12 protein-coding genes, 1 tRNA gene and 1 pseudogene are annotated in these 19,301 nt (G+C 70.7%); 8 read left to right on the top strand and 6 right to left on the bottom strand.

Going from position 1 to position 19,301, the window contains the following annotated elements; genetic code table 11:
* Positions 1 to 134 precede the first annotated feature (134 nt).
* From gltB to pyk, 3 genes are read left to right on the top strand one after another with little or no spacing between them, the layout of a single operon-like run.
* A complete protein-coding gene (gene gltB / locus Q0747_RS06110; protein ID WP_298252631.1) occupies positions 135 to 4,745 on the top strand; it encodes a glutamate synthase large subunit in 4,611 nt (1,536 codons plus the stop codon).
* A complete protein-coding gene (locus Q0747_RS06105; protein WP_298252628.1) occupies positions 4,738 to 6,195 on the top strand; it encodes a glutamate synthase subunit beta in 1,458 nt (485 codons plus the stop codon). Before gltB ends, Q0747_RS06105 begins: the two co-directional genes overlap by 8 nt.
* A 48-nt stretch (positions 6,196 to 6,243) precedes the next feature.
* Complete coding sequence (gene pyk / locus Q0747_RS06100; RefSeq protein WP_298252626.1) at positions 6,244 to 7,734, top strand: pyruvate kinase; 1,491 nt, start codon at positions 6,244 to 6,246, stop codon at positions 7,732 to 7,734.
* 104 nt (positions 7,735 to 7,838) lie between these two features.
* On the opposite strand, the gene Q0747_RS06095 is transcribed toward pyk, so the two are convergent.
* On the bottom strand, positions 7,839 to 8,441 hold the full coding sequence (locus Q0747_RS06095) for an ANTAR domain-containing response regulator (RefSeq protein ID WP_298252624.1): 603 nt from the start codon (positions 8,439 to 8,441) through the stop codon (positions 7,839 to 7,841).
* A gap of 138 nt (positions 8,442 to 8,579) precedes the next feature.
* On the opposite strand from Q0747_RS06095, the gene Q0747_RS06090 reads away from it, so the two are divergent.
* Together Q0747_RS06090 and Q0747_RS06085 are read left to right on the top strand one after the other, a co-directional pair.
* Positions 8,580 to 8,661 (top strand) — tRNA-Leu (locus Q0747_RS06090).
* Positions 8,662 to 8,783: 122 nt separating this feature from the next.
* Positions 8,784 to 9,377 (top strand): annotated as a pseudogene (locus tag Q0747_RS06085) (divalent metal cation transporter); the annotation flags it as partial.
* Between the two features lie 43 nt (positions 9,378 to 9,420).
* Here the strand turns inward: Q0747_RS06085 and Q0747_RS06080 are convergent.
* The 4 genes from Q0747_RS06080 to Q0747_RS06065 all read right to left on the bottom strand — a co-directional run bounded on the left by Q0747_RS06080 (position 9,421) and on the right by Q0747_RS06065 (position 14,374).
* A complete protein-coding gene (locus Q0747_RS06080) occupies positions 9,421 to 10,026 on the bottom strand; it encodes a GntR family transcriptional regulator (protein ID WP_298253052.1) in 606 nt (201 codons plus the stop codon).
* A gap of 123 nt (positions 10,027 to 10,149) precedes the next feature.
* The gene (locus Q0747_RS06075; RefSeq protein WP_298252622.1) at positions 10,150 to 11,880 is read right to left on the bottom strand and encodes a biotin carboxylase N-terminal domain-containing protein; all 1,731 of its coding nucleotides are present in this window, start codon (positions 11,878 to 11,880) and stop codon (positions 10,150 to 10,152) included.
* An 11-nt stretch (positions 11,881 to 11,891) separates the two neighbouring features.
* Positions 11,892 to 13,622, bottom strand: coding sequence for a 5-oxoprolinase/urea amidolyase family protein (locus Q0747_RS06070; RefSeq protein ID WP_298252620.1), 1,731 nt, complete (start codon positions 13,620 to 13,622; stop codon positions 11,892 to 11,894).
* On the bottom strand, positions 13,619 to 14,374 hold the full coding sequence (locus tag Q0747_RS06065) for a LamB/YcsF family protein (RefSeq protein WP_298252618.1): 756 nt from the start codon (positions 14,372 to 14,374) through the stop codon (positions 13,619 to 13,621). The genes Q0747_RS06070 and Q0747_RS06065 overlap by 4 nt, the downstream gene beginning before the upstream one ends.
* A gap of 129 nt (positions 14,375 to 14,503) precedes the next feature.
* Between Q0747_RS06065 and ligD the strand changes: the two genes are divergently transcribed.
* Positions 14,504 to 15,541, top strand: coding sequence for a non-homologous end-joining DNA ligase (gene ligD, locus Q0747_RS06060; protein WP_298252616.1), 1,038 nt, complete (start codon positions 14,504 to 14,506; stop codon positions 15,539 to 15,541).
* Positions 15,542 to 15,550: 9 nt separating this feature from the next.
* A complete protein-coding gene (locus Q0747_RS06055) occupies positions 15,551 to 15,931 on the top strand; it encodes a response regulator transcription factor (RefSeq protein ID WP_298252614.1) in 381 nt (126 codons plus the stop codon).
* Positions 15,932 to 15,962: 31 nt separating this feature from the next.
* On the opposite strand, the gene Q0747_RS06050 is transcribed toward Q0747_RS06055, so the two are convergent.
* Positions 15,963 to 16,451, bottom strand: coding sequence for a hotdog fold thioesterase (locus tag Q0747_RS06050; protein WP_298252612.1), 489 nt, complete (start codon positions 16,449 to 16,451; stop codon positions 15,963 to 15,965).
* A gap of 181 nt (positions 16,452 to 16,632) precedes the next feature.
* Here Q0747_RS06050 and polA point away from each other — a divergent pair, with 181 nt between their 5' ends.
* Positions 16,633 to 19,281: a DNA polymerase I gene (gene polA, locus Q0747_RS06045; protein ID WP_298253050.1), complete on the top strand. Its 2,649-nt coding sequence runs from the start codon at positions 16,633 to 16,635 to the stop codon at positions 19,279 to 19,281.
* Positions 19,282 to 19,301 lie beyond the last annotated feature (20 nt).

Raw genomic sequence — 19,301 nt, 5'->3', positions numbered from 1 at the left:
GTCCGCGCGGCATGCGCTCCTCCTGATCCCGGGGCGAGAGGAATCGAACCACCGTCACTCGGCATCCGCTGCACGTCGGCGGTGCCACCGGGGCCAAGGTCGTCCCCTCCCGCCGCAGGGAAAGGACCTCGTCCATGACCACCATCGACCACCAGGGGCCGACCGCAGAGTCTCCCGCGCCGACGCCGACCGACGCGGAGTCGCCCTTCACGGCGTTCGCGGACGTCCCCGAGGGCACCGGTCTCTACGATCCGCAGAACGAGAAGGACGCGTGCGGCCTGGCCGTGATCGCCACGCTGCGCCGCGAGCCCGGGCACGACATCGTCCGGACCGCATTGACGGCACTGCGCAATCTCGAACACCGGGGCGCCGTGGGCTCCGATGCCGGGACCGGCGACGGCGCCGGCCTGCTGACCCAGATCCCCGACGCGTTCTTCCGGGCCGTCACCGGCTTCCCCCTGCCCCCGGCCGGGTCCTACGCCGTCGGGACCGCCTTCCTGCCGGTCGATCCCCAGGAGCAGGAGGCGACACGCACCGGGCTCGAGGCCATTGCACTGTCCGAGGGCCTGAGCGTCCTCGGCTGGCGCGAGGTGCCGGTGGTCGCCGACCTCATCGGCCCCTCGGCGCGCGCGTGCATGCCCCACTTCGCGCAACTCTTCCTGGGCGGTGCTGGCGACAACCCGGCGGAACTCGACGGACGCGCGTTCCGCGTCCGCAAGCGCGCCCAGGGCAAGCTCGGCGTCTACTTCCCCTCCCTGTCCTCGAGGACCATCGTCTACAAGGGCATGCTGACCACGGCGCAGCTCGAGCCGTTCTACCCCGATCTCTCGGACACGCGCTTCACCACCCGCCTCGGGATCGTCCACTCCCGCTTCTCCACGAACACCTTCCCGTCCTGGCCCCTGGCCCAGCCGTTCCGGACCATCGCGCACAACGGCGAGATCAACACGGTCAAGGGCAACCGCAACTGGATGCGTGCCCGGCAGTCGCAGCTGTCCCACCCGCTGCTCGGCGACGCGCCCGAGGAGCTGTTCCCCGTCTGCACCCCGGGTGCCTCGGACTCGGCGTCCTTCGACGAGGTGGCGGAACTGCTCACGCTGTCCGGCCGGCCCATCACCCACGCGATCATGATGATGATCCCGGAGGCGTGGGAGAACCACGCCACCATGGACCCCGACCGGCGCGCCTTCTACCAGTACCACTCGATGCTCATGGAGCCGTGGGACGGGCCGGCCGCCGTCTCCTTCACGGACGGCCGGCTCGTCGGCGCTGTCCTGGACCGCAACGGCCTGCGCCCGGCCCGCTACTGGGTCACCGACGACGGCCTCGTGATCCTGGCGTCGGAGGTCGGCGTGGTCGACGTCGAGCCGTCCCGGGTGGTCCGCAGGGGCCGCGTGTCACCCGGGACGATGTTCCTCGTCGACACCGAGGAGGGCCGCATCGTCGAGGACCACGAGATCAAGGCGGAGGTCGCCGCCGCGAACCCGTGGGCCGACTGGGTGCGGGAGAACCTGATCCAGCTCGAGGACCTGCCCGAGCGCGAGCACGTCGTCCACACCCGGGCGTCGATCAACCGCCGGCAGCGCACCTTCGGCTACACGGAGGAGGAGCTGCGGATCCTGCTCCGGCCGATGGCGGAGAACGGGGCCGAGCCGCTCGGCGCCATGGGGACCGACACCCCCATCGCCGTGCTGTCCACGCGCCCGCGGCTCCTGTTCGACTACTTCGTGCAGTCGTTCGCCCAGGTGACCAACCCGCCGCTGGACTCGATCCGCGAGGAACTCGTCACCTCCATGGGGGTGACGATCGGGCCCGACGGCAATCTGCTCTCCACGGGGCAGGTGCGCGCCCGGCAGATCGCCCTGAAGTTCCCGGTGATCACCAACGACGAGCTGGCGAAGATCGCCAATCTCGAGTCCGACGACGGCCGCCGGCTCGCGGTGCGCATCCGCGGCCTCTACCGGCACGACGGCGGGCAGGCGGCCCTGCGCGCGCGCCTCACCGAGATCTGCGAGCAGGTCTCCAGCGCGCTGGCCCGCGGGGTCGAGTACGTGGTGCTCTCCGACCGCGACTCGAACGCGCAGTGGGCCCCCATCCCGTCCCTGCTGCTGACCAGCGCCGTGCACCACCATCTGCTCAGGAGTGCCACGCGTACCAAGACCTCCCTCGTGGTCGAGGCCGGCGACGTGCGGGAGGTCCACCACGTGGCGGTCCTCATCGGCTACGGTGCCTCCGCCGTGAACCCGTACCTGGCCATGGAGAGCTGCGAGGAACTCGTGCGCAACGGTGACATCACCGGTGTCACGGCCCAGACCGCCGTCGCGCAGCTCATCAAGGGCCTGGGCAAGGGGGTCCTGAAGATCATGTCCAAGATGGGCATCTCGACGGTGAGCTCCTACTGCGGGGCACAGACCTTCGAGGCGCTGGGCCTGTCGCAGGAACTGGTGGACGAGTACTTCCACGGCACGCAGACCCAGCTCGGCGGTGTGGGTCTCGACGTCGTCGCCGCGGAGACGGCCGCGCGCCACGGGAGCGCGTACCCGGCGGACGGCAGCGAGGACCCGCACCGCGCACTCGACACCGGCGGCGAGTACCAGTGGCGCCGCGACGGACCGGGGCACCTGTTCAACCCGGAGACGGTATTCCGCCTGCAGCACGCCACGCGGGAACGCCGCTACGACATCTTCAGGGCCTACACGAAGGGCATCGACGACCAGTCCGCCGAGCTCATGACGCTGCGCGGACTGCTGGGCTTCCGGGCAGCGGGGCGAAGCATCGACATCGACGAGGTGGAGCCCGTCGCGTCGATCGTCAGGCGTTTCTCCACCGGGGCCATGAGCTACGGCTCCATCTCCCGGGAGGCCCACGAGACCCTCGCGATCGCCATGAACCGGCTCGGCGGGAAGTCGAACACGGGTGAGGGCGGCGAGGACGTGGAACGGCTCCTCGATCCGGCGCGCAGGTCCGCCGTCAAGCAGGTGGCCTCCGGCCGCTTCGGCGTGACGAGCCTCTATCTCACCAACGCCGACGACATCCAGATCAAGATGGCGCAGGGGGCCAAGCCCGGCGAGGGCGGCCAGCTCATGAGCCAGAAGGTCTACCCGTGGATCGCCCGGACCCGCCACTCCACGCCCGGCGTCGCCCTGATCTCCCCGCCGCCCCACCACGACATCTACTCCATCGAGGACCTCGCGCAGCTCATCTACGATCTGAAGCGCGCCAATCCGGCGGCGCGGGTCCACGTGAAGCTCGTCTCCGAGGTGGGCATCGGCACGGTCGCCGCCGGCGTCACGAAGGCCAAAGCCGACGTCGTCCTGGTCTCCGGACACGACGGCGGGACGGGCGCCAGCCCGCTCAACTCGCTCAAGCACGCGGGCATCCCGTGGGAGCTCGGGCTGGCCGAGACCCAGCAGACACTCATGCTCAACGGTCTGCGCGACCGCGTGGTGGTCCAGGTGGACGGCCAGCTCAAGACCGGGCGCGACGTCGTCATGGCCGCCCTGCTCGGCGGCGAGGAGTTCGGCTTCGCCACCGCGCCGCTGGTGGTCTCCGGCTGCATCATGATGCGGGTCTGCCACCTCGACACGTGCCCGGTGGGCGTGGCCACGCAGAATCCGGAGCTGCGCAGCCGGTTCACGGGCAAGCCCGAGTTCGTGGTCACCTTCTTCGAGTACATCGCCGAGGAGGTCCGCGAGATCCTGGCGGAGCTCGGCCTCCGCACGCTCGAGGAGGCCATCGGGCGCAGCGATCTGCTCGACGCCCACCGGGCCGTCGAGCACTGGAAGGCCGACGGACTGGACCTCACGCCGATCCTGCGCGGCGGCGGGTCCACCCCGGGCGGGCCGACCCGCAGCCTGGTCGGGCAGGACCACGACCTGGACCGGCACTTCGACCGCACGCTCATCGAGATGAGCGCCGACGCGCTGCTCCACCGCTCGCCCGTCCGCATCTCGCTGGACATCGCGAACACGGACCGCGCGGTGGGGACCATGCTCGGCCACGAGGTCACCCGCGTCTTCGGGCCGGCCACGCTGGCCACCGACACCATCGACATCACCCTCACGGGCCAGGCCGGCCAGTCGCTGGGAGCCTTCCTCCCGGAGGGGATCACGCTGCGGCTCCTCGGTGACTCGAACGACTACGTGGGCAAGGGGCTCTCCGGCGGGCGCATCATCGTCCGGCCCGACCGCTCCAGCGTGTTCCGCGCCGAGGACAACGTCGTCGCGGGGAACGTGATCGGGTACGGCGCGACCAGCGGGGAGCTGTTCCTCGGCGGTCAGGTGGGGGAGCGGTTCCTCGTGCGCAACTCGGGAGCGACGGCGGTGGCCGAGGGGATCGGCGACCACGGCTGCGAGTACATGACCGGAGGCCAAGCCCTCGTCCTCGGGCGTACCGGCCGGAACTTCGGTGCGGGCATGTCCGGCGGAACGGCCTTCGTCCTCGATCTCGATCGCGCCCGGGTGAACCGGCAGGGTCTCGAGAGCGGGGAACTCCTGCTCCTCGGACTGGACGAGCAGGACCGCGGGATCGTCCGCCGACTGCTGACCCGGCACGCCGAGGAGACCGGCTCGGACCTCGCGGCGACCCTCGTCGGGTCCTTCGAGGACACCGTGTCCCGCTTCACCAAAGTCCTGCCGCGCGACTACGCGGCCGTCCTCGGGGCCAGGGCCACCGCCGCCGAACAGGGCATCGATCCCGACGGCGACGAGGCGTGGTCCACGATCCTGGAGGTGACCGGTGGTTGACCCACGCGGATTCATGAAGGTGCGCGAACGCCAGACCCAGCCCCGGCGCCCGGTCCCGGTGCGCATCATGGACTGGAAGGAAGTGTACGAGGCGCAGGAGCAGGGGGTCCTGAAGGCGCAGGCCGGGCGCTGCATGGACTGCGGCATCCCGTTCTGTCACCAGGGCTGCCCGCTCGGCAACCTCATCCCGGAGTGGAACGACCTCACGGTCAGGGACAAGGGCCGGGAGGCGAGCGACCGCCTGCACGCGACGAACAACTTCCCCGAGTTCACCGGCCGGCTCTGCCCGGCGCCCTGCGAGTCCTCCTGTGTGCTGGGTATCAACCAGCCACCGGTGACCATCAAGCAGGTCGAGGTCTCCATCGCCGACCAGGCGTTCGCGGAGGGTTGGGTGGAGGCCTTCCCGCCCGAGCGCCTCACGGGGCGCACGGTCGCCGTCGTCGGGTCCGGTCCCGCGGGCCTCGCCGTCGCCCAGCAGCTGACCCGCGCCGGCCACACCGTCGCCGTGTACGAGCGGGACGACCGCATCGGGGGCCTGCTGCGCTACGGCATCCCGGACTTCAAGATGGAGAAGATCCACCTGGAGCGCCGCCTGGACCAGATGCGGGCCGAGGGCACGCGTTTCCGGACCGGGATCGAGGTGGGCCGGGACATCGGCTGGGGGGAGCTCAAGCGCAGCTTCGACGCCGTCGTCGTCGCGACGGGCGCCACGGTGCCGCGCGAGCTCCCCATCCCCGGCCGGGAGCTCCGGGGCGTCCACGTGGCCATGGACTACCTCGTCCAGGCGAACCGCATGGTGGCCGGCGACGTGGTGGAGCGCCAGATCCACGCCGAGGGCAAGCACGTCGTCATCCTCGGCGGCGGGGACACGGGCGCCGACTGCCTCGGTACCGCCCACCGGCAGAAGGCGGCGTCGGTCACCGTCCTCGCGATCGGCCAGCAGCCGCCGCTGGAGCGGCGCCCCGATCAGCCGTGGCCCACCTTCCCCACGCTGTTCGACCTCGCCGGTGCGTACGAGGAGGGCGGGGAGCGGCGCTTCCTGGCGTCCACCATCGAGTTCACCGGGGAGGACGGCGTGCTCCGCGGCATCCGCGTGGCCGAGACGGAATTCGTCGACGGCCGGCGACGGCCCAAGGCCGGTACCGAGCACGAGATCCCGGCGGACCTCGTGCTGCTCTCCCTCGGATTCTCGGGTCCGGAACCGGCCGGTCTCGCGGAGCAGGTGCAGACCGATTTCGACGAGCGGGGGAACGTGGTGCGCGACGGCCACTACATGACGGGCACGCCGGGCATCTTCTCGGCGGGTGACGCCGGCCGTGGCCAGTCGCTGATCGTCTGGGCCATCGCCGAGGGCCGCGCCTGTGCGGCCGCAGTGGATCTGTGGCTGATGGGAGCGACGCGGCTGACGGCACCGGTGTCGCCGACGGATCGGTCCATCTCCTACTCCTGACGGACCCGCGCACGTCTACCATCACTCGACACGACTAGGCTAGGTCCCATGAGACGCGCAAAAATAGTTGCAACATTCGGCCCCGCGATCGCCAGCTACGAGGCCACGCTCGCCGTGCTCGAGGCAGGCGTCGACGTCGCCCGCATGAACATGAGCCACGGCGACTACGGGGTGCACAGCACCACTTACGAGAACGTCCGGCGCGCCGCGGAGGAGCTCGGGAAGCCCGTGGGCATCTTCGCAGATCTCCAGGGTCCGAAGATCCGGCTCGGCCGCTTCGCCGACGGACCCCACCTCCTCACGCCCGGTGATGTCTTCACCATCACCGTCGAGGACATCGAGGGCACGCAGGAGATCAGCTCCACCACCTTCAAGGGCCTCCCGGAGGACGTGAGCGTGGGCGACATGCTCCTGATCGACGACGGCAAGGTGTCCCTCCGTGCCACGAAGGTGGACAGCACGAGCGTGACCACCGAGGTGGTGGTCGGCGGGCTGGTGTCCAACAACAAGGGCATCAACCTGCCCGGAGTTGCCGTCAATGTCCCGGCCCTGAGCGAGAAGGACGAGGACGACCTGCGGTGGGCCATCCGGATCGGCGTCGACATGGTGGCCCTGTCGTTCGTCAGGGACGCCGGGGACGTCACGCGGGTCCACGAGATCATGGACGAGGAGGGACGCCGCGTCCCGGTCATCGCCAAGATCGAGAAGCCGCAGGCCGTGGAGGCCCTCGAGTCGATCGTCGACGCCTTCGACGCCATTATGGTGGCCCGTGGCGACCTCGGCGTCGAACTGCCGCTGGAGGACGTGCCGATCGTGCAGAAGCGGGCCGTGGAACTCGCCCGCCGGTGGGCCAAGCCCGTGATCGTGGCCACCCAGGTGCTCGAGTCCATGATCGACAATCCCCGCCCCACGCGTGCGGAGGCCTCGGACTGCGCCAACGCGGTGCTCGACGGCGCCGACGCCGTGATGCTCTCCGGCGAGACGAGCGTCGGCAAGTACCCGATCGAGACCGTGCGGACCATGGCCAACATCATCGAGTCCACGGAGCGTCACGGCCTGGAGCGGGTCCCCGCACTGGGCAGCAAGCCCAAGACACGCGGCGGGGCCATCACGCGCGCGGCCGTGGAGATCTCCAGCCAGCTGGACGTCAAGTACATCTGCACGTTCACGCAGTCGGGGGACTCGGCGCGTCGCCTCTCCCGCCTGCGGCCGAAGAAGCCGGTCTTCGCCTTCACGCCCGTGCAGTCGACGCTGAACGCCATGTCGCTGCTCTGGGGGATCCAGCCCAAGCTCGTCGAGTTCGTGGAGCACACGGACCAGATGACGTCGCAGGTGGACCGCGTCCTCTTCGAGCAGGGACTCGTGGAGGTGGACGATCTCGTGGTCATCGCCGCCGGGTCACCTCCGGGGCAGGCCGGTTCCACGAACTCCATCAAGGTGCACCGCGTCGGTGACATCACGGACGCGGGTCAGCTGCCCGAGGACCACACGTCGTTCATCAAGGAGGGCGTGGGCCCCTGGCCCGTCAAGAAGAAGTAGCCCGACCCACCAACTGGCCCACCGCCGCACCGTACGACAGGACCCCTGCCCGATCCCGGGCAGGGGTCCTGTGCGTCAGTCGGGTCCGTGGTGACCTGTTCGATTCAGTTGACCTGGTTGATGATGGTCTCGGCGACCTCACGCATGCCCAGGCGCCGGTCCATCGACGTCTTCTGGATCCAGCGGAAGGCCTCCGGCTCGGTGAGGCCCATCTTCGTGGTGAGCAGGCTCTTGGCGCGCTCCACGAGCTTGCGCGTGGCGAACTGCTCGTGCAGATCGGTGACCTCGGACTCGAGGGCGGTGATCTCCTCGTGGCGCGACATGGCGATCTCGATGGCGGGGATGAGATCGGCCGGCGTGAAGGGCTTCACCACGTAGGCCATGGCCCCGGCGTCGCGTGCGCGCTCGATGAGCTCCCTCTGGCTGAACGCGGTCAGCAGGACCACCGGGGCGATGCGCGCCTTCACGATCTGCTCGGCGGCGGTGATGCCGTCCATCACGGGCATCTTCACATCCATGAGCACGAGATCGGGCTTGTGCTCGAAGGCCAGCGCCACGGCCTTCTCGCCGTTGTCGGCCTCGGCGACGACGTCGTAGCCCTCGCCACGGAGGATCTCGACAATGTCGAGGCGGATGAGCGTCTCATCCTCCGCCACGACGACCCGGCGTGCGGGCCCGGAGGGTGTGGACTCGGTGGTTTCGGACACTGGTACTCCTAGGTCGGGACTGACGTGCGGGACCGAGGATTCGGTCCTGATCCCGGATCCAGCCTATCGGCATGTAGAGTTGTTCCGCGCACCGGCGACGAGTGATCCACGCCGCTGAGGACGACCGGTGCGGGAACGGCCCGAATGGCGGAATCGGCAGACGCGCTGCACTCAAAATGCAGTATCGAGAGGTGTGTGGGTTCGAGTCCCACTTCGGGCACCTGGTCGGGGGAAGCATCCTGGAACTGCCGGAGAGTGATCCCGGTCACCCTCGGGGCACGGACCCCCGCGCCCAGGAGCTCTGCTACAGGATCATCCCGGTGTCGTCGGCGAGGCCCTGACGGCGCGCACCGCATGCTCGACTCGGGTGCCACCGGCATCGAGAACGTCCGTGAGATCACCCGCAGCTCGGTCCTGGGCATCATCGTCACGGGTGTCATGCGCGTGCTGCTGTTCCTGGCCATCCTCGGGGTCGTCGCCGGTGGGGCAGTGCTCTCGAGCGAGAACATGGCAGCCGAGGCTTTCGGCGTCGCCGCCGGAGCCGTCGGGATGAGGGTCTTCGGTATCGTGCTCTGGGCCGCCGCCATCACTTCCGTGATCGGCGCCGCCTTCACCTCCGTCTCCTTCATCACGTCCTCGCGGACGCCTGAGCGCACCCGGAATCTCATCACGGTCGCCTTCATCGCCGGGTGCGCCGTGGCCTACCTCCTGCTCGGCCAGGCACCGCAGCAACTACTGATCTTCGCGGGAGCGTTCAACGGCCTGATCCTGCCCGTCGGGTTCGGCGTGCTGCTCTGGGTGGCCTGGCGCCGGCGGGACCTGCTGCACGGCTACGCCTACCCGCGGTGGCTGCTGATCGTCGGCGTCATCACCTGGTTCCTCACCCTGTTCCTGGGCTACACCTCGCTCAGCGGTCTGGCGAAGCTGTGGGGCTGACCGACCCGCTCCTGGTTCCGGAGGGCCGTCCGCGCGGAGGGTCCTACCGGTCCTCGGTGAGACGAGCGAGGAGTTCGGCCTCCGCCGAGTCGAGATAGGCCCGCAGGCCCGCCGCGGCCTCCATCCGCTCCCCGGCGCGGAGGCGTTCCACGAGTTCCACGTTGCGATCCACGTAGTGGCTGTGGAAGTCCGGCGCCGACGCCATCGCATGGAACACCAGCCGCATCTCCGCCAGCACCCGAGCCATCAGCCTCCGGAGCTCCTCGCTGCCGGAGAGGCCCACCACGGCGCTGTGGAGGGCCTGATTGGCGTCCGCCATGCCCTGGACCGATCCGATCCTCTGCGCCTCCCGGGCCTGCCGGACGATGGCCTCCAGCTCCGCGAGCGCCTCGGGGCCGGCCTCGCCCCACAGCACGGCGGCGGGTTCGATCATGCGGCGGACACGGTAGATCTCCCTCACCTCGTCCGCTCCGGGCGAGGAGACGAACACACCGCGGTTGGGGATCTTCGTGACCACGGACTCGGCCGCGAGAATGGAGAACGCCTCGCGGAGCGTGTTGCGGGAGACTCCCAGCGCCGTCGACAGTGCCTGTTCCGACAGTTTCGATCCGGGGACGAGCTCCCCGGCCGCGATGCGTCCCCGCAGCACGCCGGCGATCCAGGCGGCCGTGTGCGCGTGCTCGGCAGGACCGCCGCTCCCGCCCGGGGTCGCCGGGTGTCCCGTCGCCGCTGCCGTGGTCGTCGGTCCCCCTGCGCGCGTCACCACCAGATGCTAGCCCACGGTCCCGAGTTCGTCCCCCCGCCCCACCGCGTCACCCGGTACCTGGCCTGCGCGGCTGAAGATCCCCGCCGAGGGCGACACCACCTGCGTCTCCATCTTCATGGCCTCGAGCACCGCGACGGGCTGGTCCGCGGTGACGGTGGCGCCGTCGTCGGCCAGCCACGTCACCAGGGTCCCGCCCATCGGGGCGGTGATCGCGCCGTCGTCGTCGTGGTCTCGGCCAGAGGCGGATCCGACGCCGACGCCGACGCTCATGAGCGCGGCGAACAGCTCTCCCGGCAGGCCCAGCTGCACGGCTCTGCCGTCGATCTTCACGGTGAGGGTCTCCCGCCGGGCCACGCGCCCGGCGCTGCCGCCCGCGAGTGCGGCGTCGAGCCGCGCGGCGAACGTCGTCTCGATCCACGTCGTGTACACACCGAACGTGTGCGGGTCGGTGAAATCGGCGTCCCGGATCACCGCGCGGTGGAACGGGACCACGGTGGGCACGCCCTCGATCCTCAGCTCGTCGAGGGCGGTGCGGGCGCGGCGCAGCGCCTGGGGGTGGTCCTCGCCGTGGACGATCAGCTTCGCCATGAGCGAGTCGTACTCCGCGGGGACACTCGATCCCGAGCGGACCCCGGTGTCGACGCGGATGCCTGCGCCGGTCGGGGCCTCGAACACCTCGACCGGCCCGGGGGAGGGCAGGAAGCCGCGTCCGGCGTCCTCGGCGTTGAGCCGGAACTCGATCGCGTGCCCCTGCGGCGCCGGGTCCTCGGTGACACTGACCGGCAGGCCGTCGGCGATCCGGAACTGTTCCCGCACGAGGTCGAGGCCCGATGTCTCCTCGGTCACCGGGTGCTCCACCTGCAGGCGGGTGTTGACCTCCAGGAAGGAGATCACGCCGTCGGGTGCCACGAGGTACTCGACCGTGCCCGCACCGGTGTAGCCCGCCTCACGGCAGATGGCGCGGGCCGACTCGTGGATGCGGCTGCGCTGCTCGTCGGTCAGGAAAGGGGCGGGCGCCTCCTCGACGAGTTTCTGGTTGCGGCGCTGCAGCGAGCAGTCGCGGGTGCCGACGACCACGACGTTGCCGTGGGTGTCGGCAAGGACCTGCGCCTCGACGTGGCGGGGTCTGTCGAGGAAGCGCTCCACGAAGCACTCACCGCGGCCGAACGCCACCGTGGCCTCGCGGACGGCCGAGGCGAACGCGTCATCGATGTCCTCCAGGCGGTGGGCGATCCGCATCCCCCGGCCGCCGCCCCCGTAGGCCGCCTTGATGGCGACCGGTACGCCGTGCTGCTCGGCGAACGCACGGACCTCGGCGGCGTCGGCCACCGGCCCGTCCGAGCCGGGGACCAGGGGCGCGCCGACCTTCACCGCGATCCCACGGGCCGTGACCTTGTTGCCGAGCGATCTGATCGCAGCCGGTGAGGGACCGATCCAGGTGAGCCCGGCGTCCTGCACCGCCTGCGCGAAGTCCGCGTTCTCGGACAGGAAGCCGTACCCGGGGTGGACGGCGTCGGCGCCGGACCTGGCGGCGACGCCGAGCACCTTCTCTACGTTGAGATAGATGTCCGCGCCGGCCGAGCCTCCCAGCGCATGGGCCTCGTCGGCGAGGCGGACGTGCAGGGCGTCGGCGTCGGGATCGGCGTATACGGCCACGGACGCCAGCTCCGCGTCCGCGCAGGCACGGATGATGCGGACGGCGATCTCGCCGCGATTGGCGATCAGGATCTTCTGCATGGCTGCTGCTTTCACGGGGTTCGGGTGGTCGGGGGCCGCCCGAGGGGCAGCAGGGTGTCCGGGTCGACGGCCCGGAAGCGCACGGTTGTCCCGGGCGGCAGCTGGGCGGCGACGGGCAGGTCCTCGGGGACGACGACGCCGATCACCGGGTAGCCGCCGGTCACCGGGTGATCGGCGAGGAACACCACGGGCAGGCCGGACGGCGGCACCTGCAGGGATCCGGCGACCACGCCCTCGCTGGGAAGCTCGTCGGTGGTGCTGCGTTCCAGCGGTGTGTCCCGCCGCTCCCGGGTCCTACCCGCGGTGTCGCCCAGGGCCAGCCGTACGCCGATCCTGTTCGACTCCGCGGTCACGGTCCAGGTCTGGTCGGTGAGCCGCTGCCGGGACGCATCGGTGAACCAGTCCTGCCGCGGTCCGTCCGTGATGCGCAGCTCCACCGGTTCCGGCCGGCGCGACCCCGCGCTGCCGTGCCGGAGGGCGGCCGGCAGGGTGGAGGACTCCGGCGCGCCGACCGTCCTGCCGTGCCCGACGGTACCGATCGGCAGCACTGTTCCGGTGATGAGCGGCGGGGGGCCGAGTCCCGAGAGCACGTCGGTGGACCGGCTCCCGAGGACCGGGGGCACGTCGATGCCGCCGCGGACCGCCAGGTAGGTCCGAAGTCCCACCTCGGGCGGATCGAGGCGGAGGGTCTCGCCGTCGTGCAGGGCGAAGGGGGAGTACATGGGGGCGGGGCGCGGCTCCGCCCCGGCCCGGGTGATCTCGGCGGGAGCGACGGCACCGGCGAGGGCGACGGTGAGTTCACCGCCGGCTGTGACGGCGAGGCCGCCGAGAAGCGTCTCGATCACCGCATCATCCGGGCCGTTCCCGACCAGGCGGTTGGCCTGCCGGGCGCCGGCGGTGTCGGCGGCACCGGCCGTGGGGACACCCAGGTCGGCGAGACCGGGGCGTCCGAGGTCCTGGAGGAGCGACTGTGGGCCGGGCGTCACGACGGTGAGCGAGCAGTCGGTGTCGCCGGAGGGGTCACTCCCGGTCGTCGGCGTGCCGCCGCCCGTCCGGTGCAGCTCCGTCCGATGCAGCCCCGTCCGGTGTCGTTCCGCGCGATGCTGCACCGTCACCACCTCCCGGACCGCCACGTACTGCACCACGGCGCCCGGACGCAGGAGGGCGGGCTCGGCCCGCTCCAGGTCCCACAGCGCTGCCGCGGTACGTCCGATGAGCTGCCAGCCGCCGGGGGAGCGCCGCGGATAGACCGCCGAGAAGGGGCCGGCCAGGCCGACCGCTCCTGCCGGCACCGCGGTGCGCGGCGTGTCGCGCCGGGGGACGGAGAGGACCTCGTTCTCACCGACTAGGTACGCGAACCCCGGGGCGAAGCCCCCGAAGGCCGCGGTCCACAGCTGCCCGGTGTGCGCGGAGACGACGCCGTCGGGGTCCAGGCCGGTGAGCCGGCCCACCTCGGCGAGGTCCTCCCCGTCGTAGACGACCTCGATACGGATCGGACGGCCGGCTGCTGCCGCGTCTTGCGGGGGTGCGGCGTCGAGACCGGCGATGGCGCCGTGCGCGGCGCGGGCCGCGGCGGCGGAGTCGAAGACGGCCAGCACGGTCCGCGCCGCGGCCAGGACGTCGACCTGGCCGTGGAGCGGGTGCCGCTGCAGCTGCGCGTGGACTGCGAGGACCGCTTCCAGGGAACGGCAGTCCAGCAGGAGCGCCCGCGGCCCGGCGCGGCGGATCCCGGCAGGCCTCATACGAAGCTGCGGATCTCGACGCCGGCGGCCTCGAGGTCGCGCCGGACGGCCGCGGCCATGGCCACGGCACCCGGGGTGTCGCCGTGGAGGCAGATGCTTTCGGCAGCGGTGCGCAGGATGGAGCCGTCGCGCGCCACGATGACGCCCTCGGTGGCGAGCCGGACCATGTTCGCCGCCACCTCACACTCGTCGTGGAGGACCGCGCCCTGCTCACGGCGTGGGACCAGCGTCCCGTCCGGATTGTAGGCGCGGTCGGCGAAGGCCTCGGCGACACCGCGGAGGCCGGCCCGCTCGGCCGCGACGAGGGCCACGGAGCCGGGCAGGAGCAACAGCGGCAGTTCGCCCCCGAACGCCGTGACGGCGTCGACGACGGCCCGGGCGTGGACCTCGTGGGTGACGATGGTGTTGTAGAGGGCGCCGTGGGGCTTGACGTACTCGATGGCGCCACCCGCCGCCCGGGAGATCGCGTCGAGCGCCCCGAGCTGGTAGAGCACGTCGTCCGCGAGTTCGGTGGCGGAGCAGTCCAGGAAGCGGCGTCCGAAGCCCGCCAGGTCGCGGTAGCCCACGTGCGCCCCGATGGTCACGCCCGAGGCGACGGCATCCCGGCAGGTCTGCGCGATCGTGGAGGGATCGCCCGCGTGGAAGCCGCAGGCCACGTTCGCGCTGGAGACGGAGCGGAGGACGGCGGCGTCGTCGCCCAGGGTCCAGGTGCCGAAGGACTCCCCGACGTCACTGTTCAGGTCGATGGTCACTGTGATCCCCGTCTCTGTGCTGGATGTGCGTCCAGCATGCACGAGTACACCGGATTGTTCAACAATTCTGCGGAAGGAGTGGGGCGCGGAAGCGGCCGCGGCGTCGCCGCCCGGGGGTACATTGGGCCGATGGCCAGCGAAGCTACGATCCTCGACGTCGACGGTCCCCACGGAGTGCGCAAGGTGCGCCTCTCGAGCCCCTCCCGCGTGGTGTGGCCGCAGGCGGGCCTCACCAAGCTCGACCTCGCGCGGTACCTGATCGAGGTGGCCCCGGCCTTCCTGCGCGCCAACGGCGGGCGTCCGGTCTCGCTGGAGCGGTTCGGAGGGACGGTGGAGGGCGACTCGTTCTTCAGCAAGAATCCGCCCCGGGGTGCTCCCGACTACGTGCGCAGCGAGCCCGTCACCTACCCCAGTGGCCGGTCCCACCCGCAGGTGGTCCTCGACGAACCGGCCGGCGCCGTCTGGGCGATCCAGATGAACACGATCGTCTTCCACCCCTGGGCCTCACGGGCCGAGCAGCCCGATCTGCCCGACGAGCTGCGCCTCGATCTCGACCCCCAGCCCGGCACCACCTTCGCCGACGTCGTCGCGGCCGCGCTCGCCCTGCGCACCGTGCTCCGCGAGGCCGGTCTCGAGTCCTTCGTCAAGACGTCGGGGAACAGGGGACTGCACGTGTTCGCCGCCGTCGAGCCGGTCCACGAGTTCCTGACCGTACGCCGTGCCGTGATCGCCGCGGCGCGGGAGCTCGAGCGCCGCATGCCGGAGCAGGTCACCACCGCCTGGTGGAAGGAGGAGCGCGGCGCCCGGATCTTCGTGGACTACAACCAGGCGAACCGGGACCGCACCATGGCCGGCGCCTACAGCCCCAGGGCCCTGACGCACGCACCGGTCTCGTGTCCCGTCACCTGGGACGAGCTGACCGGCGTCGAGCCCGCCGCCTTCACGGTCGCCACCGTGCCCGAGCGTCTGCGCAGCACCGGCGACCCCTGGGAGCAGCTCCACGCCTCACCCGGCCGGATCGACGGACTGCTCGAGTGGTGGGACCGCGACGTCGCCGCCGGACTGGGGGAGCTGCCGTTCCCACCGGACTTCCCGAAGATGCCGGGGGAGCCGCCACGCGTCCAGCCGAGCCGCGCCCGCAAGGGGGATGCAGCGCAGGCGGAGTAAACTCGAGCCATGCCGACCCAGGAGCACTCCCGCACAGCCGTGGTCATCGAGGACGACGACGATGTCAGGGATCTGCTCCACGCGGTGCTGACCGGATCGGGGTTCCGCGTCCATACGGCGCCGGCCGGTCTGGCCGGTGTGGAGATGGTGCGCCAGCTGGCCCCGGACGTCGTGACGCTCGACGTCGGCCTCACCGACATCGACGGATTCGAGGTCGCGACACGCATCAGGCGGTTCTCCTCGACCTTCATCGTCATCCTGACCGCCCGCACCGATCCCGCGGACGAGGAGCGCGGCCTCGCCGCGGGCGCCGACCGGTACCTGCGCAAGCCCTTCCGGGCGGCGGAACTGCGCCGGCACATCGCGGAGGGCCTGGCGGCCCACGCCTGACGACCGCTCCCGACGCGCCGGTGGCGGGCGGTCAGGCGCGTGTGTCCCTGATGAGATTGGTGATGCGGGCGGTGGAGAGCCGGCGGCCCTGCTCGTCCGTCATGACCACCTCGTGCGTGGTGAGGGTACGGCCCAGATGGACGGCCGTCGCGGTGCCGGTGACCAGACCCGCGGCGATACTGCGGTGGTGGGTGGCATTGACCTCGATGCCGACGGCCTGACGTCGTGGTCCCGCGTGCAGTCCGGCGGCGAAGGATCCGAGCGTCTCCGCCAGGACCACGTGGGCACCACCGTGGAGGATCCCGGCGACCTGCTCGTTGCCCTCCACGGGCATGGTCGCGACCATGCGCTCGGGGCTCATCTCCTGGAAGACGATCCCCATCTTCACGGTCAGCGCACCCACGCCGTACCGCCCCAGCCAATCGTGCATCTCGGGGGGAACCCCCGCGGCGACGAGCTCGGCCAGGCGCTCCGGGGACGGTGGCCGGACGGCGTCGGACCGGGTGCGGTTGTCTGTCATGGGAACTAGGCTGGCACCTGTGAGTGAAACAACCAAACCCGCGCCGACGCCGACCCTGACGGACCCGGACGAGGCATCGCCCGCAGCGCCGGAGGGCGCGGGAGCCCCGGCCGGGCAGGCGTCCGGCGACCGGCGCAGCGACGGCTCACGCAAGCGGCTGCTGGTGATCGACGGGCACTCGATGGCGTTCCGCGCCTTCTACGCCCTGCCGCCGGAGAACTTCTCCACGGACACCGGTCAGCACACCAACGCGGTGTACGGCTTCACCGCCATGCTCATCAATCTGATCAAGGACCAGCAGCCCAGCCACGTGGCAGTGGCCTTCGACCTCGACACGCCCACCTTCCGCTCCGAGGAGTACACCGAGTACAAGGCCGGGCGCTCGAGGACGCCCGAGGAGTTCCACGGCCAGGTGGACCTGATCATCAAGGTCATGGAGGCCATGCGGATCCCCACGCTCTCCATGGACGGCTACGAGGCCGACGACATCCTGGCCACGCTCGCCGCCCGCGCTGCGGAGGCCGGCTGGGACGTCCAGGTGGTCAGCGGCGACCGCGACGCCTTTCAATTGGTCAACGATCGCGTCACCGTGCTGTACCCGAAGCAGGGTGTCACGAACATCCCGCAGATGGACGCCGGCGCCATCGAGGAGAAGTACTTCGTCCCGCCCCACCAGTACTCCGATCTCGCGGCGCTGGTGGGCGAGAGCGCCGACAATCTGCCGGGCGTCCCGGGCGTGGGCCCGAAGACGGCCGCCAAGTGGATCAAGCTGTACGGCGGGCTCGAGGGAATCCTCGAGAATCTCGACGCCATCGGCGGGAAGGTCGGCGACTCCCTGCGGGCCAACATCGAGGACGTCAAGCGCAACCGCCGGCTGAACCGCCTGCTCACGGATCTCGACCTGCCCGTCGACCTCGACGCGATGGAGTCACGGCATCCCGACCGTTCGGCCGTGGAGGATCTCTTCGACTCGCTGCAGTTCAACACGCTGCGGAAGAGACTGTTCGACCTCTTCGGCGAGGCGGAGACCGACGAGCCGGGCGACGAGCAGGACGCCCCCGAGCACGTGCTGCTCGAGGACGCCGCCGCCCTGGAGCAGTGGTTCTCCGCGACGAACCAGGCGCAGGCATCACTCGCCCTGGCGACAGAGACGACGGCGGGCACCACCGACGTCGTCGGCGTCGCCGTCGTCACCGCGCAGCAGGCGGCCTTCGTCCCCCTCGAGCGGCTGGACGCCGCCGCGGAGCAGGTGCTCGGCGGCTGGCTCGCCGATCGCGACGCGCCCAAGATCGTGCACGATTTCAAGACGGTCCTGAAACTGCTCGCGGCGCGGGGCTTCGAGCTCGTGGGCGAGGTCGACGACACGGCGATCTCCGGCTACCTGATCCAGCCCGATCGCCGCAGCTACGATCTCGCGGATCTGGCCCAGTACCACCTGCGCCTGTCCATCACCGCCTCGGCGAACGATTCCTCGGGTCAGCAGGCCCTCGACCTGGGGGGCAACGACGTCGCCTCGCCCGCCGTCGTGGCGGCCTACGCGGCCCTGCGCCTCAGTGAGCACTTCGCCGGGCAGCTCGTGGAGCGCGGCGCCAACCAGCTCCTCGGCGGACTCGAACTGCCGCTGGCCGAGGTGCTGGCCCGCATGGAGCTCACCGGCGTGGCCGTCTCCGTCGAGGGACTCGAGCGCCTGCTCGACGACTTCTCGAAGACCATCAGTGCCGCGGGTTCGGAGGCGTTCCGCATCATCGGGAAGGAGATCAACCTCGGTTCCCCGAAGCAGCTGCAGACCGTCCTCTTCGACGAGCTGGACCTGCCGAAGACGAAGAAGATCAAGACCGGCTACTCGACGGACGCCGACGCCCTGACCGATCTCATCGCCAAGACGGGCCACCCGTTCCTCGAGCAGCTCCTCGCCTACCGCGACGCCAGCAAACTCCGCCAGACCGTCGAGGGCCTGCGGAAGACGGTCGGCGACGACGGGCGCATCCACACCACCTATCTGCAGACCGTCGCGGCGACCGGTCGCCTGTCCTCCACGAACCCGAATCTGCAGAACATCCCGGTGCGGTCCGAGGAGGGCCGGCGGATCCGGGAGGTGTTCGTCGTCGGGCGCGCAGCCGACGGCACGCAGTACGAGAGCCTCATGACGGCGGACTACTCCCAGATCGAGATGCGCATCATGGCGCACCTGTCCGGGGACGACGGGCTGATCGCCGCCTTCCAGGAGGGCGAGGACCTCCACCGGTTCGTCGGCTCGCACATCTTCGGCGTGGCTCCCGAGGACGTGAGCAACGCGATGCGCTCCAAGGTCAAGGCGATGTCCTACGGTCTCGTGTACGGACTGAGTTCCTTCGGGCTCTCCAAGCAGCTCAATATCTCCGTGGACGAGTCCCGTACCCTCATGCGCGACTACTTCGAGCGCTTCGGAGCGGTGCGCGACTATTTGCGCGGGATCGTGGAGCAGGCCCGCAAGGACGGGTTCACCTCCACCATCGAGGGGCGGCGGCGCTATCTGCCCGACCTGTCCAGCGACAACCGCCAGCTGCGCGAGATGGCCGAGCGCGCGGCGCTGAACGCGCCCATCCAGGGCTCGGCCGCGGACATCATCAAGAAGGCGATGCTCGGCGTCGACGACGCCCTGAGGACGCGTGGGCTCTCCTCGCGCATGCTGCTGCAGGTGCACGACGAACTGGTCCTCGAGATCGCGGCGGGAGAGGCCGAGGAGGTCGAGGCCCTGGTCCGGGACCAGATGGGCGGCGCCGCCGAGCTGTCCGTACCGCTCGACGTGTCGGTGGGCACCGGGGCGAGCTGGCACGACGCCGCGCACTGAGGAATCGAGCACACTAGGGT

The sequence above is a fragment of the uncultured Arthrobacter sp. genome (assembly GCF_947493765.1).
Taxonomy (GTDB): domain Bacteria; phylum Actinomycetota; class Actinomycetes; order Actinomycetales; family Micrococcaceae; genus Arthrobacter_D.
This window is presented reverse-complemented; position numbering and strand designations above follow the sequence as displayed.

Coding starts and splice junctions, on each gene's coding strand:
- ligD (WP_298252616.1), top strand. CDS start 14,504: ATGGCCAGCGAAGCTACGATCCTCGACGTCGACGGTCCCCACGGAGTG.
- pyk (WP_298252626.1), top strand. CDS start 6,244: ATGAGACGCGCAAAAATAGTTGCAACATTCGGCCCCGCGATCGCCAGC.
- Q0747_RS06055 (WP_298252614.1), top strand. CDS start 15,551: ATGCCGACCCAGGAGCACTCCCGCACAGCCGTGGTCATCGAGGACGAC.
- polA (WP_298253050.1), top strand. CDS start 16,633: ATGGCGTTCCGCGCCTTCTACGCCCTGCCGCCGGAGAACTTCTCCACG.
- gltB (WP_298252631.1), top strand. CDS start 135: ATGACCACCATCGACCACCAGGGGCCGACCGCAGAGTCTCCCGCGCCG.
- Q0747_RS06070 (WP_298252620.1), bottom strand. CDS start 13,622: ATGAGGCCTGCCGGGATCCGCCGCGCCGGGCCGCGGGCGCTCCTGCTG.
- Q0747_RS06050 (WP_298252612.1), bottom strand. CDS start 16,451: ATGACAGACAACCGCACCCGGTCCGACGCCGTCCGGCCACCGTCCCCG.
- Q0747_RS06075 (WP_298252622.1), bottom strand. CDS start 11,880: ATGCAGAAGATCCTGATCGCCAATCGCGGCGAGATCGCCGTCCGCATC.